Below are 25,213 nucleotides of genomic sequence, written 5' to 3' on the forward strand. Positions count from 1 at the left end.
CACCACTCGCTACGCGAGCGGTCCCCCTCCCCATTGCTTCGCAACAGGGAGGATACACAAGATGTGCAACGGGGCGCTTACGGCTCGCCCGCTTTCCTACAGACCGCCCGCTCCGATAGATTACTCCCATGCCCCGCCCGAACCTCCACGGCCGCACAGGGTTACACCGCAAGGTGACACATCCCCCTCACAAGGTGACACATTCCCCGCAAAATGTGTCACCTTACCCCCGCAAGGTGACACTTTCCGGCCCAAGGTGACACCTTTCCCCTCTGGACCGTGTCAACGGTGTAAACCTGTCACCTTGCAGCGCCCTGTTTCCCTTCTTCCATACTTGGGCTATCCGCGCGCGTCATGAGCACTACGCAGACCCTTTACGCCGCCTTCGCAGGCCACCTTTCCGCCGCGCTCGATGCGCTGGAAGCAGCGGGCACGCTGCCGGGCGGCCTCAAGCGAGGCGCGATCACGGTCGAGCCGCCGCGCGATCCCTCGCACGGCGACCTCTCGACCAACGCCGCGATGGTGCTGGCCAAGCCCGCCGGCCTGAAGCCCCGCGATCTGGCCGAGGCGCTGGTAACGGAACTGTCGAAGCTCGCTTCGGTGACGTCTGCCGAGATCGCAGGGCCGGGCTTCATCAACCTGCGCCTCTCCTCCGCCACGTGGCTGGCCGAACTGCGCGCGATCGCCGATCTCGGCGCGGATTACGGCCGCTCGACGATGGGCGGCGGGACGACGGTGAACGTCGAATATGTCTCGGCCAACCCGACCGGTCCGATGCACATGGGCCACTGCCGCGGCGCGGTCGTCGGCGATGCGCTGGCGACGCTGCTGGAGTTCGCGGGCCACAAGGTCACCAAGGAATACTACGTCAACGATGCCGGCGGGCAGGTGCAGGTGCTCGCCCGCTCGGCGCACGTGCGCTACCGCGAGGCGCTCGGGCACGACGTCGGCGCGATCCCCGAGGGGCTCTATCCGGGCGAATACCTGGTGCCCGTAGGCCAGCAACTCGCCGCCGAGTTCGGCGAGACATACGCCGCCGCGCCCGAGTCGGAATGGCTGGCGTTGTTCCAGAAGAAGGCCGTCGCCGCGATGCTGGTGATGATCAAGGACGACCTCGCGCTCCTTGGCATCCACCACGACCTGTTCTCGTCGGAGGCGGAACTGCAGGCCAGCGGCAAGCCCGACGAGGCCGAAGCCTGGCTGCGCGCCAAGGGCCTCGTCTACGACGGTGTGCTCGAAGCGCCCAAGGGCAAGACGCTGGAGGACTGGGAAGCGGTCGAACTGCCGCTGTTCAAGTCCACCGCGTTCGGCGACGATCAGGACCGCCCTATCAAGAAGTCGGACGGCACCTGGACGTACTTCGGTGCCGACCTCGCCTATCACTTCCAGAAGGCCCAGAGCGCCGACGCCCTCGTCGATATCTGGGGTGCGGACCACGCGGGCACCGTCAAGCGCATCAAGGCTGCCGTCGCCGCCATGACCGGCGCGGATGGCGAGCCGACCCCGTTCGAGATCAAGCTGGTGCAGATGGTCCAGCTGCTTCGCGACGGCGAGCCGGTGAAGATGTCCAAGCGTTCGGGCAACTTCGTCACGCTGGCCGAAGTCGTGACCGAAGTGGGCAAGGACGTGGTGCGCTTCACCATGCTGACCCGCAAGCCGGAAGCGCAGATGGACTTCGACTTCGCCAAGGTCGTCGAAGCCAGCAAGGACAACCCGGTGTTCTACGTCCAGTACGCGAATGCCCGCGTCCACTCGACGCTGCGCAAGGGACTGGCCGAGGGCGGCTTCACCCCCTCGGGCGAGCACGTCGAACTGCTCGGTGAAGAGGAACTGGAACTGGTCAAGCTGGCCGCGCAGTTCCCCCGCATCGTCGAGGCCGCCGCCGCCGCGCGCGAACCGCACCGCATCGCCTTCTACCTCGGCGACGTCGCGGCGGCGTTCCATGGCTACTGGAACCTCGGCAACGACAGGGTGGAAAAGCGGTTTGTTAACGCGCAGGATGCAAAGCTGACGGGTGCGCGGCTTTTCCTGGCGGCGCAGATCGGGCAACTTGTCCGCAACGGCCTGGCTCTGCTCGGGGTCGAGGCGGTGGAGGAAATGTGATCCATGGCAGGCGCTGACGACGGCTATTTCCCGAAACCAGAGAAGAAGAACCCGGTGTTCGGTTCGGGCAAACAGGGCAGCCCCTACTTCGAGGAGGACGGCGATGCCTCCGCCTCGGCCGCGTTCGGCGCCACCGCGCAGCAGTTGCAGCTGGAGGAGGACGTGCGCCTCCCTTGGCTGGAAGGCGACGACGAGGGTTATGAGGAAGAGCGCTCCGGCATCGGGCAGGGTGTGCTGCTGGGCGCGCTCGGCCTCGTCGCGCTGGTGGTCATCGGGGGCGGTGTGGTCTGGGCGATCAAGAGCCGTCCCGAGCAGCCGCTGGTCGCAGACGGCGGCGTGATCGCCGCGCCCAAGGCCCCCTACAAGGTCAAGCCCGACAACCCCGGCGGCGAAGTCGTCGAGGGCACCGGCGACACCAGCTTCGCGGTGGCCGAGGGCCAGTCGCGCCCGGTCCAGATCGACAAGAGCGACGATACGCCCGCGCCGGGCTTCCGCACGACTGCCGAGCCTGCCGAAGCCAAGCCGACCGACAAGGCTTCCGCGGCCGCTCCGGTGGTCAGCGGTGTCGGTGTGCAGGTCGGCGCTTATGCCTCGAAGGAGGCGGCGGAGGCCGGATGGAACACGCTCAAGACGCAGTACGAACCGCTCGGCAGCATGAGTCACCGCGTGGTTCAGGGCAAGGCGGACATCGGCACCGTCTACCGCCTACAGGCCGTCCCCGGCGACGGCGCGGCGGCGCGGGCCTTGTGCTCGGGTATGAAGGCCGCAGGGATGAGCTGTCAGGTCAAGAACTGACATACCCCCTTTCGTCATTGCGAACGTAGCGAAGCAATCCAGGGCAGTTTAACGCCGCCCTGGATTGCTTCGCTACGTTCGCAATGACGAAGATTGGGGTTGGGAGGTTTGCACTATCTCCGCTCACCCTGAGGTTGTCGAAGGGTCAAACCCCCTCCGAAGCCTCCGGCGCGGGCTCCTCGGCAGGCGCGGTCGGCGCGAGCGGGCTGGGCTGATCGACCGAATGCCCGGTCGAATCCTGCAGCCTGTTCGGCTCCAGCATCGCCGTCGTCTCCAGCAGGTCGAGCGCCTTCTGCGCGGCTTCGTAGCGGCGCGCATCGGCGATCCAGTTATCGGCCGCTTCGGCGCCGGGAAGCCGCTCGACCTCGCCGATGGCCGAATCGATGCGCTTGGCGGTGAGCATCAGGCGGGCGCGTTCGATCCGGGCGGTTGGATTGGCGAGCGCGGCCGAATCGCGGCGTACCACGAAGAGCGAGGTGATCTCCTGCCGCGTCCGCTCCCACAGGCTGCGGTTGGCGGTGCTGACCGTCAGTTCCGGCGACAGCGCTTCCAGCCGGGCGCTCAGCGCGTCGATGGTCACCGGGTTGGCGGCGAAATCCACCAGTGTCTGCACCGCGCGCGGCTGGGCGTTCATGAAGCGCAGGCGCAGCTGGTCGGCGAGGTAGCCGAGCGGTTCGCCGCGATCGACCATGCGGCGCGCGGCGAAGGCGATCAGCAGGCCCTCGGCGCGCCCCGCGTTGCCGGCGGCGGCGCTGGTCTGCAGATCGATGCGCGACATGCGGTCCTCGATCATCGCGAGGCGCCCCTCGACGGTGGCGATCTGCGACATCTGGGCGGCGGGCGGCGCAGGCTTGGGGCCGGGTTCGGGTGTCGTCGTCAGCGTCGCGGTGTTCGCGGCGTCGAGAAGCGTCGGCAGGTAGCCGCGCGTCGCCAGCCAGGCGACGAGCCCGGCGCCGATCACGAAGGCGATGAGCGCGACGAACAGCGTCATGCCCGCCGAGCGGCGCTGCGGAGGAACGCCGGGAGGGGCGGAAGGGATGTCCTGCATCAAGTCCTTGTCGTCGCGGTTGCTGTCCGTAGGCCGGTGTCTTGGCACATCTGCTGCGCCAAGGCCAGCAATGCGGCGTCGTCCGGCCGCGCAGCGCTGCGCACTTGCGCCCAGCCTTCCCCGGCGCGCGCGGCGACCCTCGGGCCGATCGCGGCGAGGCGAATTCGCCCGCGCGGGATTCCCGCATCGTTGCAGACTTGTGCGAACCGCAGGGCCGCCTCTCCGGAGTGGAGCAGGGCGAGGGCGGGGCTGGCCAATGCTGCGATCAGCGCGGGCGAAGGGGGGAGGGCCTCGCTGGCGTAGACCTCGCGCGTGACGATCGCGATGTCGCCCGGCACGTCGAGGGCAGTGCGTTCCCGCCCGGCGAGGCGTAGCAGGCGGCGGTGTCCGGGCTGGAGTACGCCGAGCAGGTTCTGCAGGCCGCCGTGGCCGGTGGCGGCGACCTCCATGCCCGCCTCTCGCGCGGCTTGAGCCGTGGTTTCGCCGACGCAGTAGGCGGGCAGGCCGCGATAGGCCGCCAGCTGAGGCCCACCATGGCGCAGCGCATTGGCGCTGCCGAGCAGGAGCGCGTCGATGGCGTCGCGCGCGACCGGCTCCCATGCGAGGGGGCGCACTGCGAACAGCGGGAAGGCCAGTGCCTCCAGCCCGCGTTCACGCGCTGCTGCCAGCGTGGCCGAGGCACCGGGCTCGGGGCGGAGGATCAGGATCATCGCATTCGTCGTCCCGGACTTGATCCGGGACCGCTGGCAGTCTTTAGCCGCGAACTCGCCGCGCGCGCTGCAAGGTGGGCGAGTCCCGGCCACCGGTCCCGGATCAAGTCCGGGACGACGAAAGGCTCACGCTCCGGCAAAATGCACCGTGATGGTAGGAACCGCGCGGGCAAGCAGGTCTGCCGCCAGCCGCCCCGGACCTTCCGCGTCGTCGGCGGGAAAGCGGGCCTCACCCTTAACGTGCTCGGCGCCATCGGGGCTGTAGAGCGCGGCGCGCATGACGAGATGGCCGCCCTCGTTGCGGGTCAGCACCGCGATCGGGCTGTGGCAATTGCCGCCGAGGCCCGCCAGCAGCGCCCGTTCAGCGAGCACTTGCGCGCGGCTGGGCGCGTCGTCCACGGCAGCGAGGAAGGCGCGGGTGCGTTCGTCGTCGGCGCGGCACTCGATCATGATCGCGGCCTGCGCCGGGGCGGGCAGCCAATCCTCGGCGGCGAGCGGGTGGCCAGTGCCGGTCTCGCCCAGCCGCACGAGGCCCGCCGCCGCCAGGAACGTCGCGTCGGCCTCCCCCGCCGCCAGCTTGGCGAGGCGGGTGGCGACGTTGCCGCGGAAGGTCACCACCTTGCAGTCGGGCCGGGCGTGGAGCAGCTGCGCGGCGCGGCGCGGCGCGCTGGTGCCGACGACGGCGCCGGGCGGCAACGCGGCGATGCTTTCCGCGCCGACCAGCACGTCGCGCACGTCCTCACGCGGGAGGATGGCGCCGATCGTGAAAGCCTGGGGGCGGATCGTCTCGACGTCCTTGGCCGAGTGGACCGCGAAGTCGATCTCGCCGCTCGCCAGCCAGGCGTCGAGTTCCTTGGTCCACAGCGCCTTGCCGCCGATTTCGGCGAGCGCGCGGTCCTGGATGCGATCGCCGCTGGCGGTGACGGCCACGATCTCTATATGCGCCGGATCGATTCCGTGCGCCTGGGCGAGCCGGTCTCGCGCCTCATGGGCCTGCGCCATCGCCAGCGGCGAACGGCGTGTGCCCAATTTGTAACGCTCAGGGCGGAAGGTCTGGTCTTGTTTATCGTTGGTCATCGGCGGCTTGTGCTACCGGGCATTGTCGTTCAGGGGAAGGCCGGATGAGCATAGTTCTCGGCATTGAATCCTCGTGCGACGAGACGGCGGCGGCGCTGGTCACCGACGGCAGGGTGATCCTCGCCCAGCGCATCGCCTCGCAGGACGAAGAGCACCGCCCTTTCGGCGGCGTCGTGCCGGAGATCGCCGCGCGCGCCCATGCCGAGCGGCTTGCCCCGCTGATCGAGGCGACGCTGGCCGATGCCGGGATGACGCTCGATCAGGTTGACGCGATCGCCGCGACCGCCGGGCCGGGGCTGATCGGCGGAGTCATGGTCGGCCTCGTCACCGCCAAGGCGCTGGCGATGGCCACCGACAAGCCGCTGATCGCGGTCAACCATCTCGAAGGGCACGCCCTGTCGCCGCGCCTCGCCGATGCCAGTCTCGCCTATCCCTACCTGCTGCTGCTCGTCTCGGGCGGGCACTGCCAGATTCTGCTGGTCGAGGACGTGGGCCAGTTCCGCCGCCTCGGCACAACCATCGACGACGCGCTGGGCGAGGCTTTCGACAAGTCCGCCAAGGTCCTCGGCCTCGGCTATCCCGGCGGCCCGGCGCTGGAGCGGCTGGCGCTTCAGGGCGATGCGAAGAAAGTGCCGCTGCCGCGCCCGCTCAAGGGTTCGGCCGAGCCGCACTTCTCCTTCGCCGGGCTCAAGAGCGCGGTGCTGCGGGCGAAGCAGTCGGGCGAGTACACCGATGCCGACATCGCCGCCTCGTTCCAGCAGGCCGCGATCGACTGCCTGATTGACCGCACCCGCCGGGCGCTCGCCAAGTGCGGGCCGGTGAACGCGCTAGTCGTCGCGGGCGGCGTCGCGGCGAACAAGGCGATCCGCGGCGCGCTGGAAGCGCTGGCGGCAAGCCATTCGCTGCCTTTCATCGCACCGCCGCTTAGCCTGTGTACGGACAATGCGGCGATGATCGCCTGGGCCGGTGTGGAGCGGTTCGAACGCGGGCAGTCCGACCCGCTCGACGTGGCGGCGCGCCCGCGCTGGCCGCTCGATCCGGAGGCCGAGGCGGTACGCGGTGCGGGAGTGAAGGCATGAGCGCGAAGATCGGTGTTATCGGCGCAGGCGCATGGGGCACGGCGCTGGCGCAGGCATTCGCCAGCGACGGCAGCGACGTCCTGCTCTGGGCGCGCGAGACCGAATTGGTCGAGGAGATCAACCGCGACCGCCGCAACGGCCTCTACCTGCCGAGCGCCGCGCTGGCGTCCACCATCCGCGCCACCAGCGACCTGGGCGAATTCGCCGCACTTCCGGCGCTGCTGGTGGTCGTGCCCGCTCAGTTCCTCGCCTCGGTGATCGCGGGCCTGCCTGCAGGCGACCGGGATCTCGTGCTCTGCGCCAAGGGTATCGAGGCCGGAACCGGCCGCCTGATGGCCGACGTCGCCGCGAGCGCCTGCGCGCCCGAGCGACTGGCGGTGCTCTCCGGCCCGACCTTCGCGCATGAAGTCGCCGCCGGGCTGCCGACCGCCGTGACGCTCGCCTGCGGTGGCGGGCGTGCGCAGTGGGACCGGCTGGCGCCGCTGCTCGCCCGCCCGGCGCTGCGGCCTTATTATTCCGATGACGTCGTCGGCGCCGAGATCGGCGGTGCGGTCAAGAACGTGCTCGCCATTGCCTGCGGTGTGGTCGAGGGTTTGAACCTCGGCCAGAACGCCCGCGCGGCGCTGATCGCGCGCGGTTATGCCGAAATGCTGCGCTTCGGGCTGGCGAGAGGCGCCCGCGCGGAGACGCTGTCGGGCCTGTGCGGCCTTGGCGATCTGGTACTGACCTGTTCCTCCACCTCCAGCCGCAACTTCTCGCTCGGTCTCGCGCTGGGCAAGGGGCTGACCGCCGCCGAGGCGCTGTCGGGCAAGAACAGCGTGGCCGAAGGCGCGGCGACCGCGCCGGTGCTCGCCGACCTCGCCCGCCGTGACGGCATCCAGATGCCCATCGTCGAGGCGGTCGAACGGCTGCTGAAGGGCGAGGCTCCGGCGAGCGCGGTCGTGAGCGATCTCCTGTCGCGCCCGCTGCGCGACGAGCAGGAGCCGCTTTCTTGAGCACGCCATACGGCGATCCCGCCCACGCACCGCAAGGCGACAAGGAGCGCGACGACATCGCCGCTCTCGCCAAGGGCGGGCGCACCAACCTGTTCGGATTCTTCCTGCGGCTCGCCGCGCGCATCCCGTTCCTGTTCATCGCCGGGCGCGCCGCGTCCTACGGACCGGCCGCGCTGGGCCGCTTCGCCTCGGCGCTGGTGCTGATCGAGCTGACCTCGATGCTCTGCACGATGGGCGAGAAGCGCGGGCTGGCGCAGCGGCTGTCGGAGACCGAGGGGCAGGTGCGGCCTGCCAACGTGATCGCCGACGGCTCGATCCTCGCGATCATCGCCAGTTGCACCGCCGCCCTGCTGTTCTGGTTCGTGCCGGGCGTGCTGTTCCCGGGTGGCCATTACACGCAGATCGACCGCTTGATGGTGATCGCGCTGCCGCCTTTCACGATGACCGAGATCTGGCTGGCCGCGCTCGCCTATCGTCTGCGGGTGACGCCGACGGTGTGGTCGCGTGCGATCGTGGAGCCCTGGACGATCTCGATCATGGCGGGCGCGATGATCTGGCTGGCACCCGAAAGCGGGCTGTCCATCGCCTACATCGCCTCGATCTACGCCGCCGCGATCACCGCGTTCATCCCGTTCTTCCGCGAATACGGCCTGCCGCGCGGGTGGAAGCCACGGCCGGGCGCGATGCGCAAGCTGGCCTTGCGCTCGCTGCCGATCGCGCTGGCCGACGCCATCGAGTGGGGCACCCGGCGCGTCGACATCTTCCTGCTCGGCTTCCTTGCTCCGGCTTCGGCGGTCGGCGTCTATTACGCCGCGCAGCAGGTCGCGAGCCTGCCGCAGAAGCTCAAGACCAGCTTCGAGCCGGTGCTCGGCCCGGTGATCACCCGCAACCTGAAGGAAAAGGACTATGCCGCGATCGCCCGGCAGGTCTGTCAGGTGGGATTCTGGATCACCGCCTCGCAAGCCGGGATCGCACTGGCGCTGGGCATTCCCGGCAACGGCGTGATGGGCCTCGTCGGACGCGAGTTCGTCGGCGGCACCGGGGCGCTGGCCTTCCTGCTCGCCGCCGAGGTGGTCGCCGCCACCGCCGTGGTGAGCGAGGCGGCGCTGATCTACGTTGCGCGGCTGCGCAACTTGTGGGTCTCGATCGGGACCATCGCGCTGCAGGCGGCGCTGACGCTCTTCGGTATCCTGCTGATGCAGCGGCTCGGCTTCAATCCGCTGTTCCAGGCCGCCGCTGCCGCCTGCGCGCTGATGCTGGCGCTGGGGCTGTCCTCGATCGTCAAGTCGGTGATGCTTGCGCGCATCCTCAAGGAGCCGATCAACAACTGGCGCTGGGCGCTGGTCTGGGCGGCTTTGCCGGCCGTCGTCATCGGTTTCCTCGCGGTGCGCTTCCTGCCCGAGTGGGCGGCGCTGGCCTTCGGGATCCCGGCGATCATGGGTTCCTACTTCCTCGTCATCTGGAAGAAGGCGTTCGGGCCTGAGGACCGGCGGCTGTTCCAGAAGGCGAAGAAGGTCGAAACTCCGCTTGGCGAGCAACTGCCCGGCTGACAGCCCGGCTTCGGTTCTCTAGGTTGCCTACATGAATCCCCGCCGCGCATCGCTGATCGTCGCCGGAGCCGCGCTGTGCCTGGTCATGTCCTTCGCCGTCACCCGGGCGCGGGGGCTTGCGTTCATCGGCGACCTCGACCGGCAGGCTTCGGCCGCGCGCGATGCTGTGGGCGGGAAGGGCGTGACGCTGAATTTCCGCGACCGCTACGGCTGGCTGACCCGCCACCCGGTGCTCTCCGGCGGCAGGGACCTTTCGCCCGCGACGCGCAAGGCTGTCGCCGCCGCCATCGCCGCGGTGCCGGGGATCGCCGGGGTGAGCTGGGCGCGGGACGGCGACGATCGCAGCGTCTCGGCCCATTGCCAGGACGACGTCGAGCGCATCCTCGAAACCCGCACCATCCGTTTCGGCGAGGCCAGCACGCGCCTCGAACCGTCGAGCGAGCGGCTGCTGGGCGAAGTGGCGCGCTCGCTGCGGCCTTGCGTGGGCAGCATCATCGCGGTGACCGGGCATACCGACGCCTCGGGCAACCAGAAGGTCAATGTCGCGCTCTCGCAGGCGCGGGCGGAGGCGGTGCGTTCGGCGCTGATCGCGCGCGGCATCCCGGCGACGAACCTGCGTGCGGCAGGCCTCGGCTCGGCGCGGCCGGTGGAAGGGCTGGACCCGCTCGACCCGGCCAATCGGCGCATCGAGTTCTCGGTGCTCTACACCGCGCCGGTCAAGCCGACGCCGATCGATACGCCGGGGCCTGAATGATGGACCCTGAATGTTGGACTTGAGGGACTAGGAAAGGACGCTGCCTTGCCGCTATGGCTGGAAATGGCCGTCTCGGTGCTGCTGTCCTACGGGATCGGCTTCGGCATCGGCGCCGCAATATGGAATCGCAGGAAGGTGAACTGACGTGCTGGAAATGGTTCAGGCGAACTGGCTGGTCTTCATCGTCGCGCTGCTCGTGGGCATCGTGGTGGCCTACTGGGTCTTCATCCACGGCTCGAAGCCGGCGCGGCGCGAGCATCGCCCCGACGTGCTCGACGAGGGCGCGGCGCCCGCGCAGCGCAACCAGGCGCTGATAGACGACGCGCCGCCCGCCTCGCAGTACCACATCGACCCGCCGGCGATGGCCGGGACGATGGCGGGCATCGGCGAAGTCATCGCCGTTGCCGCGCAGGAAGAGGCCGACGAGGCGCGCCACAACGATGCGGCGCACGAGCCCCCGCAGACCATCGCCGCCGAGCCCGACCCGACGCCCGCTCCTCCGGCCCCGCCGGTCGTGGAGACGGCCGAGGGTGAAGTCGCGGCGGACGACCTGCGCAAGATCAAGGGTCTCGGCCCCAAGATGCTGACATTGCTCCATGCGCTGGGCGTAACGAGCTACGCCCAGATCGCGGCATGGAGCGATGCCGACCTCGACGACCTCGACACCAAGCTCGGGGCCTTCGCGGGCCGCCCGCGCCGCGACAGCTGGGTGGAGCAGGCGCGGTTGTTGTCGAGCGGCGATACCGGCGCTTACGAGGCACAGTTCGGGAAGCTCTGAGTATTTTCTGCAAATCCGCCGCAGGCGGATTTGGCGGCACCGGCCCACGCCCCCACCCGACCTCCCACGAGTGTACCATAGATGGGAGGTCGGGTGGGGGCGTGGGCCGGTGCCGCAGCGAAAATGCCCGTCAGGGCATTTTCCAGACAGAGTCTCTAACGACTCCCCATCTCGATCACGGCGCGGGCGATCGAGACGAGTTCGGCCTCGCGGTTGACGCCGGCCTTCTGGAAGATCGTGCGCAGTTGGCTCGACACCGTCTGCGCGCTGACACTGCGCATCCGGGCGACTTCCTGCCGCGAATGGCCCTGCGCCAGCAGCGCGACGATCTCTCCCTCGGCCCGCGTCAACTCGAGCGCGGCGGAGAGGCGGCCGCCCTGATCCCCGGTGAAGCCGAGCGGCGCCTTGAGCGTGACGATCACACTGGGCGCGAAGCCGAAATTCCAGTGCTGCCGGGGCAGGGCGCAGATCTCGACCAGCAGCGGGCCGTGCACCGACTGCATCCACAGTTCGGACGGCATCGCCTGACGGCTGGCGAGGGCGACGCCGATCCGCATCTGCAGCAACCGGTCGAGATCCGGGCGCACGGCCCGCAAGGCCCCCGCGCGCACTTGCAGGGTATCGGGCGACAGCAGCCGCTCGGCCGCCTGCGTCACCGCGCGAACCCGACCCGTCGCATCCAGCAGGACCGCCGCCGTGCGCATCGCGTCGAGCGAGCCGCGCAGCATGTCCGCGCCCTGATGCTCGATGGCGGCCTGCAGGCGGATCGCGGCCATGACATGGGGCGCGGCGTCGTGAAGCGCCTGACGCTGAACCTCGGTCGTGCGTCCGTCGCTGGCCGAATGGAGCGCGGCGAGCCCGAAGAAGGCGCCGGGGTCGTCCGCCAGCACCAGTTGCGCGCCATGTTCGGCATCCCAGCGCTGGACGTGTTGGTTGTAGGCTTCGTTGGGGGCGGCGGCGCGAATTGCGTCGTAGTGATGCTCCCACACGACTTCGCCCGGCCCCCGGCCCGCGGCGACGCGGTAGTTCACGTCGGGCCGATGCCCGCCGATCGCGAGGAAATCGTCGATATAGCCTTCGGAGATGTCGGTGACCCAGTTGAAGAGCGTGTGGCTTTCACCGATGGCGATAAGCTGCGCCCGCGCCGAACCCGTCGCGCTGGCCAGAGCCTTCAGTGCGCCGTCCCAACCGGCCTCTTCGAATGGAGCGCGCGCGAAGAGCGCCCCCAGTTCCTCGATTCGTATGGTCCTGCCCCCCGACTGCGACCGGGAAACAATGTGAACTGCGCGTCAACTTTACGCAAGCCCATGTAAAACGGGGCGGATCGAGGGGCGATACCATGATCATGGTATGCGCCGAATCACCATTTCGGGCATCTGCGTAGATGCGACCCGAAGGATCGGTAATTCTAATGCGATCCTTTACCAAACTACCCGGGGCCTGGTTGCAGGCCCCGGGCTTTCTTTGTGGGGGTGGCGGCACTTTGACGTGATTCGCGGGAACCCGGAAACCCACCTTGCGACATTGCGTGTCAGGTGGCCGCCAAACGGATTTTCGCGCTTCAACCGGATATATGCGCGCGGCTGTTCATTAACGGCTGGATGCGGGTGCCGAAGTTCTCCACCCCTTCCACGAAGTCGTCGAAGGTCAGCAGGACGCCGCCGGTTCCGGGCACTTGCGCCATCTCGTCCAGCATTCGCGCCACGGTCTCGTAGCTGCCGACGAGGGTGCCCATGTTGATGTTCACGGCGCCTTCCGGCGCCGCCAGCTGGCGTACGTTGGTGTCGGTGTTGACGGTGTCCTTGGCGCCCTGGTCTGCCAGCCACGAAATCGCGTCGATGTCGACGCCTTCGTTGTAGAGCTTCCACTTCGCCTGCGCTTCCTCGTCGGTCTCGGCGGCGATGACCATGACGAGGACGAAGACCTGCACGTCGCGCCCGGTTTCGGCGATGAACCTCGCCAGCCGCTCGTTGTTGAAGGCGAAGGCGGTCGGCGTGTTCACGCCCTTGCCGAGACAGAAGGCATAGTCCGCCCACTTGGCCGAGAACGCCAGCCCCGCGTCCGAGGAGCCCGCGCAGATGATCTTCATGTCACCCTGCGGGGTCGGCCGCACGAGGCAGTCGTCCATCGTGTAGTGCTCGCCCTTGAAGTCGGAGCGGCCGGTCTCCCACAACTCGCGCAGGATGCGGGCATATTCGTCCAGCACCTGATAGCGGTTGCGGAAGTGCTCCTCGCCCGGCCAAAGGCCCATCTGGGTGTACTCGGGCGGCTGCCAGCCGGTGATCAGGTTGAGGCCGAAGCGGCCGTGGCTGATCGAATCGATGGTGTTGCACATCCGCGCCGCGAAGGCGGGCGGGATGATCAGCGTCGGGCAGGTGGCGTAGATCTTGATCTTCTCGGTCACGGCGGCGAGGCCGGACATCAGGGTGAAGCTCTCCAGCCCGTATTCCCAGAACTCCGACTTGCCGCCGAAGCCGCGCAGCTTGATCATCGAGAGCAGGAAGTCGAGCCCGTGCTTCTCGGCCCGGATCGCGATCTCCTTATTGAGATCGAAGCTGGGCATGTACTGCGGCGAAGTCGTGCTGATCAGCCAGCCGTTGTTGTTGATGGGCACGAAGACGCCGACTTGCATGGACTAGCTCTCCAGAAACTTGACGACGAGGCGGTTGAAGCCCGCGGGATCGGTGACGTTGCAGGCATGGCCGCCCCATCCAAAGGTGGCGACGTCGGCCGCGGGGATCGGTCCGGCAAGGTCCAGTGAGGCCGCGCAAGGCACGAGGAAATCGTCGCGCGTGGCGATGACGAGGGTTTCGCCCAGCCTGGCCAGCCGCTCGGCCGCAGGGGCATAGGCGCTGACCGCGGCGATGCGCTTTTCCATCGTCTCCGCGCCGGGGAAGCCCGCGATGTGGTGCGCAAGGTCAGCCTCGAGCAGCGCGTCGTTGGCGGCGATCCAGTCGGGCGGGTAGAGGAACAGCGGCTGCGCGCGCAGGAACGGCTCGTTCCCGGCATGACGCAGCAGGGCGAGGCGGGCCTCGAAGCAGCGGCGGGTGTGCGGGGAGAGGGTGCGCCAGCCGTTGATCACCACCAGCTTGTCGATCCGGCCGGAGGCGAGGGCGGTCTCGATCCCGATCATCCCGCCCAGCGCGTGGCCGACGAAGTGTGCTCGCGTGATGCCGAGCGCATCCATCAGCGCGATGACATCCTGCGCCATGTCCTCGATCGAGGTCGTTTCCGGCAGCGCGCGATCGCTGCGGCCGGTGCCGCGCTGGTCGTAGGTCAGGACGCGGTGGTTCGCGGAGAGTGCGGCGAGGTTGGGCTGCCAGTAGGCGCCGCTGCCGCCGAGGCCGCTCGACAGGATCAGCGTGGGCGCGCCTTCGGGGCCGTGGAACTCGTAGTGGAGGCCGGCGGCAGTGCTCATGCGCGACGGGGCTTCGATGCTTCGACAGGCTCAGCACTCAGCCTGAGCGGGGTTAGGGGGCGATGCCACTGAACCGAACCACTCCCTCGTCGTTGCGAGCGCAGCGAAGCAATCCAGGGCAGTTTTGCGCCGCCCTGGATTGCTTCGCTGCGCTCGCAATGACGATTCAAGGTCTTTGGTAGCCTGCGCTGTCTCCGCTCACCCTGAGCCTGTCGAAGGGTCATGCCAGATGCGCCACCGACGCGATCTCGACGAGGCAGTCGGGCTTCACGAGGTCGGTCTTGATGCAGTAGCGCGCAGGCTTGTCGCCGGGAAAGTACTCGGCATAGACGGCGTTGAACGCGGCGTAGTCGGCCATGTCCTTGAGGAAGATGTGGTTCATGGCGACGTCGGCCATGGTGCCGCCCGCGGCCTCCACGGTGATCCGGATCGCCTCCAGCACGTGGCGGGTCTGCGCCGCCGCATCGCCGACATGCAGGACAGTGCCGCCTTCGCCCAGCGCCAGCATGCCCGAGACGTAGAGCACGTTACCCGCTTTCGCCCCGGCCGAATAGGGCGCGATCGGGGTGGGGAACTCGGACGGGTTCACGGCTTCGAAGGGCATCGTCACTCCTTTGGTGGAAGCTGGCTCACGGCAGTGCGGAAATCGGCGACCGTGCTGACCCAGCCGAAGAACTTCTCGACGTTGTAGGCGGTGGCCTCCTTGATGAAGTCGGGGCCGAGGTGATGCGTCGCATCCTCCAGCAGCACGCCGAAGTATTCGAGGTGGAAGCCGTCGCGCAGGGTCGATTCGACGCAGACGTTGGTGGCGATGCCGGTGAACACCAGCGTGCGGATGCCGCGCGCGCGCAGGACGGAATCGAGCTGCGAGTTGAAGAAGGCCGAATAGCGCGGCTTGTGGACGCGAAGGTCGCCGTCCTTCGGTGTCAGCGCATCGACCAGTTCGTAGTCCCAGCCGCCGCGCGCGAGGAACTTGCCCGAGAGTTCGGGGCGCCTGCGCATGGTCTTGAGCGCGTTGGACTTGTGGAAGTTGGGCGAGAGCGGCGTGCCTGCCTCGACATAGTCGGCGTCCCAGCCGTTCTGCAGGAACACCACCGTCATCCCGGCCGCGCGGGCGGTGTCGAGCACTTCGGCGATATGGCCGATAGTGGCGGCGGCGGGCCCGACGTCGAAGCCCGCCTCGTCCACGTAGCCGCCTTTGGAGGCATAAGCGTTCTGCATGTCGACGACGATGACGGCGGTTGTCGCCGGATCGAGCCGGATGGCCTCGGGCCGCGCAGGAAGCACTGCGGAGGAGTGGGAACCGGGGGACGGGTCGACGATGATCTCGCTCACCCCGATACTATCGAGCACAGGTCCGGGGTGGTCAAGGTGGCTGTTAAGCGCCTGATAGCTTTACGGGGAATCGCCCTTGCGAGCGGAGGTGGACGGGGAAAACCCGGCCCTCACACGGCCGAGGGGCGCGGCTCCTGCGGCCTGACGCCCAGCAGGCGCTCCAGCGCCGCTGCGAAGCCGGCGTTGCGCTGGCGGTTGGACGACTGGATGCGATCGAGGTCGAGCCCACTGCCGCCGGTCAGCAGCACGCCGAACTCGCCCTTGCCGACCCAGCGCACTTGCGCCTGCAGGTCCGCCTGTCCGGGCAGCGAGACGCGCAGCATCTCGCCGGTGCTCGGCTGCAAGGTGCGCGAGGCGATGCACATGCCGCCGGGCGAGACGTTGCGCACGATGACGTCCTCGCCCGTTCGCCCCTCGCCGCCGATGACGGCCTTGATCAGCGTCCGCACACGCGGCGCGCGCTGCTGTTGCGCGCCCTGGCCGGCGGCGGCTTCCGACGAGACGGAGGCTCGCCGCGCCAGCGCTTTCAGCCACTCGGGTCGCTCGCTGCTCGCGAAATCATCGATGTCCGCCATGGGATCGGCTACCTCTTCGCATTCGTGTCCCCGGTGCATCATCTAGCGCGGTCGAACCGGCGGCGCTGCGGTGGGGGGTGAGAACGATGCGCCAGCCGGTTCGCGTTTATTGTGCAGTCGCACAGTTCCCGGATGGTTAACAAATCCCTTACGTAAGTTGCCCTGTGAAAACGATTGAATTGGCGGTAGGGATGCTTTGGGTGCCGTTATGGTGCCTCCGGGTGCCGGTCTGTTCCGGGTTCTTCCGTTGCAAAATCTGCATTTTAGTCACCGCCCTCTTGTCGCGGTGCAGTAAAACCTGACATGACAAGCCGACATGCTCCGCCAGTACGAACTCGTCGAACGCGTCAAGGAATACGCTCCGGAGGCCGATGAGGCCCTCCTGAACCGTGCCTACGTCTATACCGTGCAGAAGCACGGCACCCAGAAACGCGCCAGTGGCGACCCCTATTTCAGCCATCCGGTCGAAGTGGCGGGCCTGATGACCGAGCTGAAGCTCGATCAGCAGACCATCATCACCGCGTTGCTCCACGACACTGTCGAAGACACCCTCGCCACGATCGAGGAGATCGACAAGCTGTTCGGCCCCGACGTCGCGCGGCTGGTCGACGGCGTCACCAAGCTCTCCAAGATCGAGGTGATGACCGAGAGCGAACGCGCGGCGGAAAACCTGCGCAAGTTCCTGCTGGCGATGAGCGAGGACTTGCGCGTTCTCCTCGTCAAGCTGGCCGATCGCCTGCACAACATGCGCACCCTCCATTACATCAAGAAGGAGGACAAGCGCCGCCGTATCGCCCGCGAGACCATGGATATCTACGCCCCGCTCGCCGAGCGCGTGGGCATGTACGAATACATGCGTGAGATGCAATTGCTCGCCTTCGAACAGCTGGAACCCGAAGGCTACGCCACGATCACCGGCCGCCTTGCGCAGATCCGCAGCGAAGAGGGCGGGCAGGTCGACGAACTGGCGCTGTCGATCAAGCAGGTGCTGGCCGAGGCGGGCCTCAACGTCGAGGTTTCCGGCCGCGAGAAGCACCCCTATTCGATCTGGCGCAAGATGGCCGAGCGCCACGTCAACTTCGAGCAGATCACCGACATCATGGCCTTCCGCGTTCTGACGGACAGCGTGGACGACTGTTACCGCGCGCTCGGCGTGCTGCATCAGGCGTGGCAGATGATCCCGGGGCGCTTCAAGGACTACATCTCGACGCCCAAGTCGAACGGCTACCAGTCGCTGCACACGGCGCTGATCTTCCAGCGCTCGATGCGTATCGAGGTACAAATCCGCACGCGCGAGATGCACCGGCTCAACGAATTCGGCCTCGCCGCGCATTGGGCCTACAAGCAGGGCGGCGCGCGGCCCGACGGGCAGGTCGGCTGGCTGCGCGACCTGATTGAGATCGTCGACGCCAGCCACGACGCCGAGGAACTGCTCGAGAACACCAAGATGGCGATCTACCAGGATCGCATCTTCGCCTTCACCCCTAAGGGCGCGCTGTTCCAGCTGCCCAAGGGTTCGACGGCGGTGGATTTCGCGTATGCGGTGCACACCAATCTCGGCAACGCAGCGGTCGGCGTGAAGATCAACAACCGGCACGTGCCGATGCGCACGCAGCTTGCGAACGGCGACGTGGTGGAGATCATCAAGAGCACCACCTCGGAGCCGCAGCTTTCGTGGCTGGGCTTCGTCGTCACCGGCAAGGCCCGCGCCGCCATCCGCCGCGCCGTCCGCGCCAAGGAACGCGCCGAAGTCGCCGAGATCGGCGGCAAGCTCTACGACGAGATCGCCGGCCGCCTGCCGCAGCGCCTCGGCAAGAAGGCGCTTGCCCACGCGGTCGAGCGCCTGGACCTCCGCGACGAGGAAGACCTGATGTTCGCGATCGGTTCGGGCCGCCTGTCGGACCGTCAGGTCATGGAGGCATTGGTCCCAGGCAGCACGGCGGAACTGCCCGAAGACCCCGAATGGACCCGCACCGAACGCGCGATCTCGATCCGTGGTCTCACGGCGGGGGTCGGCTTCGAGCTGGCGGAATGCTGCCACCCGGTCCCCGGCGACCGCATCGTCGGCCTGCGTCGCCCGGATCACAAGGTGGAAGTCCACGCGATCGACTGCATGACGCTGGCGAGCGGCGTCGATGCCGACTGGCTCGACCTGTCATGGGGCGAGCGCACCACAGGCGCGGTCGGACGCCTGCAGCTTATCCTCTACAACCGCCCGGGTACGCTCGCCGAAGTCACGCAGATCCTTGCGAGCAACCGCGCCAATGTCACCAACCTGCAGATGACCCAGCGCGACGAGCCCTTCGGCACTTACGAGGTGGACCTCGAGGTTTCCGACCTCGCGCACCTCACCCGCATCGTCGGCGCCCTGCGCGCCAGCGAAGCGGTGGCCGACGCTGAACGCATCTGACCAAATTCCTCCCCGAGCTTGCTCGGGGAGGGGGACCGCCCGCGTAGCGGGTGGTGGAGGGGGCTACTCCCTCAGAACGTCAGCGAAACCTCGACGTCATCGCCTTCTCCGATCCCTTCGGCCTTGCGCACGGCGGCCTTCACCGGCAGCAGCCAGCCGCCGTCGGACTTGCTCGGAAACACCGAGGTTGCGAACTCGGTCGCGCCGATCCGCGCCTTGACCTTGAGCGAGCCGAACCCGCGCGCGGTGCCTTCCAGCTTGCGCATGATCGCCGTGCCGGACAGCGTCTCGCCCGCCGCGCCATCGATGGTGAGGAAGTGCCAGGTGCCGTTATTCGCCCCTCCGGTCCAGCGCCACAGACGGCCGGCGTGCCGCAGGTGCTCGCTGTGTGCGCTCATGGCTTCGTCGCGTCCTGCTTCACGGGCCGGATCGGCACGGGTGCATTGCAGACGTCCACCCCGCCCGCGGGCTGGATGTAGAAGCTGTCCTTCCGGTTCGCGCGCTTGTCGACGTAGGCGGCGAAGCTCGCGCTCTCGGTGGAGAGGTATTCGTAGGCAGGCAGGTCCGCCAGGTCGCTGCCCATCCGCACGGAGACGATCGGCGTGCGCTCTTCAGGCGTTTCATAGAAGCCCAGCGCACCTGTACCGCGCGGTAGCGACGACAGGTGCTCCATCCCCGCGATGATCCGCCCGACGAGTGCGATGTTGCGGTCCAGCTGACGCGGCGCTTGTCCGATCACGGTGTAGAGTTCGGCGCCGGTGCCGGTATCGGGTGAGAGATTGCGGCCAACGCCGACCATGCCGTAGCAGTGGACGGGCCAGCCTGTGCGGCCATCTGCCGCGATGGGCCAGCCGTGATCGAACAGCGTCAGGCCGTTGCGCAGATAGGAATCCGGATTGGTTGGGATCGTCGCAGGTTGTCCGGGCTCTTGCGCGCTGCGCTGCATGAAGCTCGATCGCAACCTTTCGTCGAGCGGCGTTACGTAGCCCTTCTCGGTTGGCTTCGCCAATCCCGCAGGCAAAGCCTTTGCCTTGCCCGGCGTCTCGCCATCGGGATCGCCCCACTGCACGACATAGTTGTCCTGCACTCGCACGACTGCGATCCCGTCGAACCAGTGCGCGGCCACCAGCTTGCGGATGTTCCCGACCCACCCTTGCGAGAACGGCGCTGGCATCAACTGTATCACCACGCGGCGCGACCCGCCCTTGGCGTCGGGCGCAAGATCCATGACCATCAGGTCGCCCGGCGCGATACGCTGCCAGTCGGAAGCGGGAGCGGTATCGACGACGTCATTGGGCGTGACCGGCTTGTCCCCGGCCGCCAGCGAAGGCGTGGCAAGAGCGGCAAGTGCGACGGCGGAAAAGAAAGTGCGCATGAAGGCTTCATGCCATCACCACACCGCTTGCGAAACCCCGCGGGACTCGTTAGTGGCGGCCTCCTTACCAGTGCATGCGGAGCGGTGGCCGAGTGGTCGAAGGCGCTCGCCTGGAAAGTGAGTATACGCCAAAAGCGTATCGAGGGTTCGAATCCCTCCCGCTCCGCCAACTGTCGTTGAAATAGAACGATTAAATTGAGAATCGAAGCCCGGTTCCCATAACCGCTCCCCGATAACGATGTTGCTAGACAATCGATTTGTTCTAGCCGAGCGATCTGGAACCTTCTTTTTTGAGATTTTTGCCTGGGGGCGGGGGGGATGGTTCGAGCGCAATCGCGTGAACCTGGGTCCATCGCGACCTTTGCGACAAAACCAATTTTTCAAAGTTTTCCCGCCCTGGTGATCCCGCTTTCCGAGAGATGGGGGCTGAGCTATGCCTGAAATTAGGTAACTGCTCATTGGAGAACGAAGGCATGGCTGCCAACGGCGTAAATCTGGACGCATTGATTCCACGCGAGGATTTCGCCGCACCTACTACGCCATATAAAGGCACGCCCATCGGAACAATCGGTATGGGTAGGCTTCGGGAGGATTTTTTTGCAGGGAGTTTAAGGAAACCCGATTTCCAGCGCGAAACTAGCAATTGGACGGCGCAAAAGATCGTTGATTTGATCGCTGCGTTTCTCGATGGTGACCTAATTCCTGCAATTATTCTTTGGCGGTCCGGGCAGTACGTATTTGTAATTGACGGTGCTCACCGACTAAGCGCGCTATTGGCGTGGATTTATGACGATTATGGCGATAAATCACGCTCACTTAACTACTTCCAAAACCAAATACCCGAAGAGCAAAAAAGCTCGCTGAACAAACAAGAAAGCTGGTCGAATCTAATATTGGCACCTTCGCCTCATATGTAGATTCTAGCAAAACTCTGTTTTCTAATGAAAAAATCCGCGAACGCGTAGGGATGATGAACTCTAATTCGTTTGTGGCGCAGTGGGTTCCTGCTGGCGATGCACTCGGGGCAGAAAACTCATTCTTCAAGATCAATCAAGCGCCCAGCCCCGTTGATCCTATTGAGAAGCGGATATTGAGGGGGCGGCGATCGGCAACAGCGATCGCCACGCGCGCTATCAGCCGCGCAGGTGCAGGTCACAAATACTGGAGCGAGTTTTCCAGCGATATCCAGCAGGAAATCGAAAATTCGGGAAAGTTCATTCATGATGCCCTTTATTTACCGCCAATGGGCGGTGCGCCCATCAAAACCTCTGATGTTCAAGTTGGGGGAAGAGGCTACAGTTCTTTGCCGTTCATTTTCGAACTTGTTAATTTGGTAAATGGAATTGGTCTTAAAGATCCGTTGATAGACGATAACGACGGGGCAAAAACTGTTGAGTTTCTTCATAAAGTCCGGAGGCGATTGGAGCGAATAACCACCACGTCGCCCGGTTCTCTTGGTCTTCATCCGTTAATATATTTCTACACTCGGGGTGGGGCTTTTCAGCCAGTTGCTTTCCTCGCGGCACTCCAAACCTTTGAAAAGCTCGCTGGGAGAGGGAAATTAGATGAATTCACTCGCGTCCGGCGATCCTTCGAAGACTTTTTGGTCGCTCGCAAAGAGGCGTTCACTTTGATCGTCAAAAATTTGGGGGCGGGTCATCGAAGTCGGCCCGCTTTGGAGGATTTTATGACGCTGGCTTTGGAAGGGCTGTGGGCTGGTAAAGAGGCTGCCGAGATTATTACAGAGATGGCTGGTGATAATCGCTTCCGGTTTTTTGCCGCTCCTGCACCAGTAAGAGCCTGATCGGAAAATAAGTTGAGTGGTATCAGCAAGTTAGCTTGACGCTTTGGCCTGTCATTGATTCATGGGTTTCGCCAAAAACTACCATGGATTCAACGATGTGGACCGATACCACTCGCGCCCTTCATGCGCGAAGAGGGCTAGCTTTGCCAAGCGATTTGACGGATGCCGAGTGGGCGCTGCTGGAGCCATTGCTTCCACCTGCGTCTCGTGTCGGACGGCCCCGCAAATGGCCATTACGACGCATCGTCGAGGCAATTCTGTACCTACTGCGCGGAGGCCTGCCATGGCGGATGCTGCCGCCTTGCTTTCCGCCGGTGTCGAGCGTGCGGCATTGGTTCTACTTGTGGCGAGACAACGGGCTGTGGCTGACGATAAACCACACCTTGTTGATGATGGCCCGAGAAGCTGATGGGCGAGAGGCTTCTCCCAGCGCTGGCGTGATCGACAGCCAGTCGGTCAAGACGACCGAAAGCGGTGGCCTGTGCGGTTACGATGCAGCGAAGAAGATCAAAGGACGCAAACGGCACATCCTGACCGACACCGATGGAAATCTTGTCCATGCCGTTGTGCACGCCGCCGACATTCAGGACCGGGACGGGGCACCGCTGGTCCTTGGAGAAATCGTCAGGCGCTTCCCCTGGCTGCGTCACGTGTTTGCAGACGGCGGCTATGCCGGAAACAAGCTCAGGGAGGCCCTGCGCCGGATCGGAAAGTGGACCGTCGAAATCATCAAACGGTCCGATACTGCCAAGGGCTTCGAGGTCTTGCCGCGACGATGGGTCGTCGAAAGAACGCTCGCATGGCTGAGCCGCAACCGGCGTCTGGCAAAGGACTTCGAGGAAACCATCGCGTCCGCCACAGCTTGGCTCTTTATCGCATCCATCCAGCTATATGCTCGCCGCATCGCAAGGCCCTGATTGCCACGCCCGCAATTTTGAATCAGACACTAAGAGAAAATAGCAGCGGCAAACGGAGTTTTAGCACAAGCACAAAGTCCGCGGCATTCGTCAGCGAGCTTACCCAAAATGGAGCGCGCTGTGGAATATGTGGCGGGCTCCTCCACAGAAATTCAATCACTACTGACCATATTGAACGCAAGGCAGATGGTGGGGGGGCTCATTCCGGCAACGCTCAGGTCGCTCATCCGTACTGCAATACGACTTATAAGGAGAATGGCGCCAAGCGCGGTTTTGCTCAAGCCGATGTTTGATCTAGAAGCATGGTAATTGCATCCTAGTGAAAGCTACCTCTAAGACGTCGTCTTTGTAGGTACAACAGAAATAGCGGAATTTTCCGTGTAATTGACGAAGCGGACGCCTCCTGCGCTACGCTGCCCGGGGAGGGGTCCGCTTGCCGGTCAACGCTCCCGCGCTGCAAAAGCAGCTGATCGGTAATCTATACTGCTGAACAGTAAGATATTACGATTAGGTGTTTCAGTTTCTTGAAGCCGCTATGCGCTGAGAAACTAGAGATCAAACTGCGGTCGGAAAAACATATCGCTCGACTTGCCTGAAATATCTTTGTCAGGCCGCCACCACCCGTCGAGAATTCCCGAAAATTTTAATCGATTTATACTCGTTTGAACTTTCTTCGGATAGTCCGGCATGTCATTCAGGGGCAATGATGCTAGAAGTCGGACAGATAAGTATCTGTAGTCTACGCTATCGAACTGCGAGTTGCATATAACTGTTTTACACCATCCTGATATTCGCTCCAGCGCGGGCAGATCCCATCCAATGTTAGCAGGAGCACTCGATCGATCTATCCATTGCTTTGCGCCAAGAAGTTTTTCACTTCGAATGGATCGCCAAGAAATTGCTGATAATTCGCCAGAGATCTCGAACCCTCTGACGCCTGCAATTTCGGTCAAATCGTCGAGCCGCGCGTAGCTATCCAAAGATTCGTTGATCTTACACACGTATGCGTATGCGAGAACGTAAGCTGAAAGCCGTTTTCCGCGCAAATCGTCGATCGCCTTTTGATGATTTCGATCGATTTCAAAATCGAGTGCATCAGCATCAAGGCCATATCGTGCCAAATGTTTGAGTTTTTTTATCGGAACTCCGCTTTCGATCGATATAAAAGATAGACTGGGCATGTTCTAAAATTCCCAATGGATCAGATGATTTCGGATTTTGTCTAGAAGATTCTCACCTGACCCTCGCGCGTCCGCGCGGTACTACTTAAGAGTAGTGTTGCTCGCCGAAGCACTGCGAAGCAGCGGATGTCGCGGTTTACGGGCAGCTTCTTCAAGACAACGAGGAGCAACGAAAATTTCAAAGTGAGGATTAGTCGTCTCGAATTTTCGTTTTGGGCGCTTGCAAGGCGAGGCTATTGGCTTCTGGGATGTTACCCGCGCCCCGATCGATATTGCGGGAGGCTCGTCAGGAATGTTTGAAGCTCGTCGTAGCCGATTAGCGTCCGCCGACCCGCCTTCCGCGCTGAGATATCGCCTCGAGCAAGCGCCTCGTAAATCGCTGTGCGACTGATTCCGGAGAGCCGAACGGCTTCGGGGATAGTGACGGCAATTGGTGTTTGCATACTCTCATCCTCGCAAGGTCATGAGCGTGATTACTCGGACGTTGCAGGACGATTTTCATCCTTCGCCGGTCGGCGAAACAGGAGGGGTTTTCAAGATATCCATGACGCGCCCCGCAGGATGATCGCTAAAATGGCGGACCATCAGAGGAAAAGCTTGGTTTGGCCCCAGCACAGCAAGTGCGTGGTTGAAAAAACTATCGAACCACCGCGCGGTCTCTACGGCCAGATGATCTTTCGGCTCTCGACTGACGATCTCACGCGCAGTTTCAAGTTTTGCTCGGCTGACTTGACCGAACCAGCCGCCGCTCATTTTGCGAGCGGCAGCGGTAAGCTTGACGGATTGGGTGCGGCCATCGTCCTTGTGCATTTGAAGCCAGGCATTCGCGAAACCCGCAAGGATGCCAAAGCGCAAAAATTCTTCGTTCGTATTGCCGGGCCTGCCGTTACGCGATCGCTGAACGAACATCTGGTCTAGCGCATTGTTCTCTCGCGCCACCAGGGCGACGGCAGGGCGTAGGATTGGCAACAGGGCGTCTGGCGGGAAGTCGTGGGCCTCAAGGTACTGCGCGACATTCACGAGAGCATTTGCGACGGCCAGCCGTTGGGCTGGCAAATCGCCATTTAGGTATTTGTCAGCGCACCCGACTAAATTTTCGCGCAGGGCTGCCAATTGATCGGGAGCGGAATCGGTCACGGCATACCCTTGCTGAATGATTGGATTGGGCTCGCATAGTACGCGATCTCATGCCATAGCGGTCATGCCGCTCGGGTCTCGTAAGCCTTAGTGGCGCACAATGATGTGCTGAGCACGGAACCGCTCTTGTCGGGCGGCTCCCGGAATAAAAGACCTCTCGTAGGAAATACGG

General features: G+C 64.8%; 26 protein-coding genes and 1 tRNA gene. 13 read left to right on the forward strand and 14 right to left on the reverse strand.

The genetic code is table 11. The features are described from left to right. Positions 1-354: 354 nt before the first annotated feature. Together argS and BES08_RS16525 are read left to right on the forward strand one after the other, a co-directional pair. Positions 355-2,103, forward strand: a complete 1,749-nt coding sequence (argS, locus tag BES08_RS16520; protein WP_069708960.1) for an arginine--tRNA ligase — start codon at positions 355-357, stop codon at positions 2,101-2,103. 3 nt (positions 2,104-2,106) lie between these two features. After that, positions 2,107-2,898, forward strand: a complete 792-nt coding sequence (locus tag BES08_RS16525; protein ID WP_069708961.1) for an SPOR domain-containing protein — start codon at positions 2,107-2,109, stop codon at positions 2,896-2,898. A 145-nt stretch (positions 2,899-3,043) separates the two neighbouring features. Here BES08_RS16525 and BES08_RS16530 read toward each other — a convergent pair whose 3' ends face one another. From BES08_RS16530 to hemC, 3 genes are all read right to left on the reverse strand, one after another. After that, a complete protein-coding gene (locus tag BES08_RS16530) occupies positions 3,044-3,946 on the reverse strand; it encodes an MICOS complex subunit MIC60 (RefSeq protein WP_069708962.1) in 903 nt (300 codons plus the stop codon). Further along, entirely contained in the window at positions 3,946-4,656 is a 711-nt protein-coding gene (locus BES08_RS16535; protein WP_069708963.1) for a uroporphyrinogen-III synthase, read from the reverse strand. Before BES08_RS16535 ends, BES08_RS16530 begins: the two co-directional genes overlap by 1 nt. Positions 4,657-4,782: 126 nt before the next feature. Beyond that, the gene (hemC, locus tag BES08_RS16540; RefSeq protein WP_069708964.1) at positions 4,783-5,733 is read right to left on the reverse strand and encodes a hydroxymethylbilane synthase; all 951 of its coding nucleotides are present in this window, start codon (positions 5,731-5,733) and stop codon (positions 4,783-4,785) included. Between the two features lie 44 nt (positions 5,734-5,777). On the opposite strand from hemC, the gene tsaD reads away from it, so the two are divergent. The 5 genes from tsaD to BES08_RS16565 all read left to right on the forward strand — a co-directional run bounded on the left by tsaD (position 5,778) and on the right by BES08_RS16565 (position 10,889). Then, positions 5,778-6,812 (forward strand): tRNA (adenosine(37)-N6)-threonylcarbamoyltransferase complex transferase subunit TsaD, encoded by a 1,035-nt coding sequence (tsaD, locus tag BES08_RS16545; protein WP_008830278.1) that lies wholly within the window; start codon positions 5,778-5,780, stop codon positions 6,810-6,812. After that, positions 6,809-7,807, forward strand: coding sequence for an NAD(P)H-dependent glycerol-3-phosphate dehydrogenase (locus BES08_RS16550; protein WP_069708965.1), 999 nt, complete (start codon positions 6,809-6,811; stop codon positions 7,805-7,807). The genes tsaD and BES08_RS16550 overlap by 4 nt, the downstream gene beginning before the upstream one ends. Beyond that, positions 7,804-9,357: a lipopolysaccharide biosynthesis protein gene (locus BES08_RS16555; RefSeq protein WP_069708966.1), complete on the forward strand. Its 1,554-nt coding sequence runs from the start codon at positions 7,804-7,806 to the stop codon at positions 9,355-9,357. Before BES08_RS16550 ends, BES08_RS16555 begins: the two co-directional genes overlap by 4 nt. Before the next feature lie 31 nt (positions 9,358-9,388). Next, positions 9,389-10,111: an OmpA family protein gene (locus tag BES08_RS16560; RefSeq protein ID WP_069708967.1), complete on the forward strand. Its 723-nt coding sequence runs from the start codon at positions 9,389-9,391 to the stop codon at positions 10,109-10,111. A 154-nt stretch (positions 10,112-10,265) separates the two neighbouring features. Then, complete coding sequence (locus tag BES08_RS16565) at positions 10,266-10,889, forward strand: helix-hairpin-helix domain-containing protein (protein WP_051586858.1); 624 nt, start codon at positions 10,266-10,268, stop codon at positions 10,887-10,889. A 155-nt stretch (positions 10,890-11,044) separates the two neighbouring features. Here BES08_RS16565 and BES08_RS16570 read toward each other — a convergent pair whose 3' ends face one another. From BES08_RS16570 to BES08_RS16595, 6 genes are all read right to left on the reverse strand, one after another. After that, positions 11,045-11,920, reverse strand: a complete 876-nt coding sequence (locus BES08_RS16570; RefSeq protein WP_231958059.1) for a helix-turn-helix transcriptional regulator — start codon at positions 11,918-11,920, stop codon at positions 11,045-11,047. 530 nt (positions 11,921-12,450) lie between these two features. After that, positions 12,451-13,521 carry a pyrimidine utilization protein A gene (gene rutA / locus BES08_RS16575; RefSeq protein ID WP_069708969.1) on the reverse strand — a complete coding sequence of 357 codons (1,071 nt, stop codon included), beginning with the start codon at positions 13,519-13,521 and terminating at the stop codon, positions 12,451-12,453. 3 nt (positions 13,522-13,524) lie between these two features. Then, on the reverse strand, positions 13,525-14,307 hold the full coding sequence (gene rutD, locus BES08_RS16580; protein WP_069708970.1) for a pyrimidine utilization protein D: 783 nt from the start codon (positions 14,305-14,307) through the stop codon (positions 13,525-13,527). 220 nt (positions 14,308-14,527) lie between these two features. Continuing rightward, positions 14,528-14,911, reverse strand: coding sequence for a pyrimidine utilization protein C (gene rutC / locus BES08_RS16585; protein ID WP_008827797.1), 384 nt, complete (start codon positions 14,909-14,911; stop codon positions 14,528-14,530). Positions 14,912-14,913: 2 nt separating this feature from the next. After that, on the reverse strand, positions 14,914-15,642 hold the full coding sequence (rutB, locus tag BES08_RS16590; RefSeq protein WP_069708971.1) for a pyrimidine utilization protein B: 729 nt from the start codon (positions 15,640-15,642) through the stop codon (positions 14,914-14,916). A 110-nt stretch (positions 15,643-15,752) separates the two neighbouring features. After that, complete coding sequence (locus BES08_RS16595; RefSeq protein ID WP_197524400.1) at positions 15,753-16,217, reverse strand: PilZ domain-containing protein; 465 nt, start codon at positions 16,215-16,217, stop codon at positions 15,753-15,755. Between the two features lie 316 nt (positions 16,218-16,533). Between BES08_RS16595 and BES08_RS16600 the strand changes: the two genes are divergently transcribed. Beyond that, a complete protein-coding gene (locus BES08_RS16600) occupies positions 16,534-18,627 on the forward strand; it encodes a RelA/SpoT family protein (protein ID WP_036526026.1) in 2,094 nt (697 codons plus the stop codon). A gap of 71 nt (positions 18,628-18,698) precedes the next feature. Here BES08_RS16600 and BES08_RS16605 read toward each other — a convergent pair whose 3' ends face one another. Beyond that, entirely contained in the window at positions 18,699-19,025 is a 327-nt protein-coding gene (locus BES08_RS16605; RefSeq protein ID WP_069708973.1) for a DUF1905 domain-containing protein, read from the reverse strand. Then, on the reverse strand, positions 19,022-20,002 hold the full coding sequence (locus tag BES08_RS16610) for a peptidylprolyl isomerase (protein ID WP_069708974.1): 981 nt from the start codon (positions 20,000-20,002) through the stop codon (positions 19,022-19,024). Before BES08_RS16610 ends, BES08_RS16605 begins: the two co-directional genes overlap by 4 nt. 78 nt (positions 20,003-20,080) lie before the next feature. Between BES08_RS16610 and BES08_RS16615 the strand changes: the two genes are divergently transcribed. From BES08_RS16615 to BES08_RS34720, 5 genes are all read left to right on the forward strand, one after another. After that, positions 20,081-20,171: transfer RNA gene (locus tag BES08_RS16615), tRNA-Ser, on the forward strand. 304 nt (positions 20,172-20,475) lie between these two features. Continuing rightward, positions 20,476-20,919, forward strand: coding sequence for a DUF262 domain-containing protein (locus tag BES08_RS31875; RefSeq protein ID WP_197524401.1), 444 nt, complete (start codon positions 20,476-20,478; stop codon positions 20,917-20,919). Positions 20,920-20,972: 53 nt separating this feature from the next. Further along, a complete protein-coding gene (locus BES08_RS32970) occupies positions 20,973-21,806 on the forward strand; it encodes a hypothetical protein (RefSeq protein WP_156799889.1) in 834 nt (277 codons plus the stop codon). A 95-nt stretch (positions 21,807-21,901) separates the two neighbouring features. After that, on the forward strand, positions 21,902-22,723 hold the full coding sequence (locus tag BES08_RS16620; protein ID WP_069709282.1) for an IS5 family transposase: 822 nt from the start codon (positions 21,902-21,904) through the stop codon (positions 22,721-22,723). Further along, the gene (locus BES08_RS34720; protein WP_156799890.1) at positions 22,606-23,016 is read left to right on the forward strand and encodes an HNH endonuclease signature motif containing protein; all 411 of its coding nucleotides are present in this window, start codon (positions 22,606-22,608) and stop codon (positions 23,014-23,016) included. The genes BES08_RS16620 and BES08_RS34720 overlap by 118 nt, the downstream gene beginning before the upstream one ends. A 255-nt stretch (positions 23,017-23,271) precedes the next feature. Here BES08_RS34720 and BES08_RS32975 read toward each other — a convergent pair whose 3' ends face one another. The 3 genes from BES08_RS32975 to BES08_RS32980 form a co-directional block, all read right to left on the reverse strand. After that, positions 23,272-23,904, reverse strand: coding sequence for a hypothetical protein (locus BES08_RS32975; RefSeq protein WP_156799891.1), 633 nt, complete (start codon positions 23,902-23,904; stop codon positions 23,272-23,274). Between the two features lie 251 nt (positions 23,905-24,155). Then, positions 24,156-24,347, reverse strand: a complete 192-nt coding sequence (locus BES08_RS31885; protein WP_083274720.1) for a helix-turn-helix domain-containing protein — start codon at positions 24,345-24,347, stop codon at positions 24,156-24,158. Positions 24,348-24,402: 55 nt separating this feature from the next. Further along, positions 24,403-25,041, reverse strand: a complete 639-nt coding sequence (locus tag BES08_RS32980) for a hypothetical protein (protein ID WP_156799892.1) — start codon at positions 25,039-25,041, stop codon at positions 24,403-24,405. Positions 25,042-25,213: the final 172 nt, after the last annotated feature.

Source organism: Novosphingobium resinovorum, from assembly GCF_001742225.1.
Lineage (GTDB): Bacteria > Pseudomonadota > Alphaproteobacteria > Sphingomonadales > Sphingomonadaceae > Novosphingobium > Novosphingobium resinovorum_A.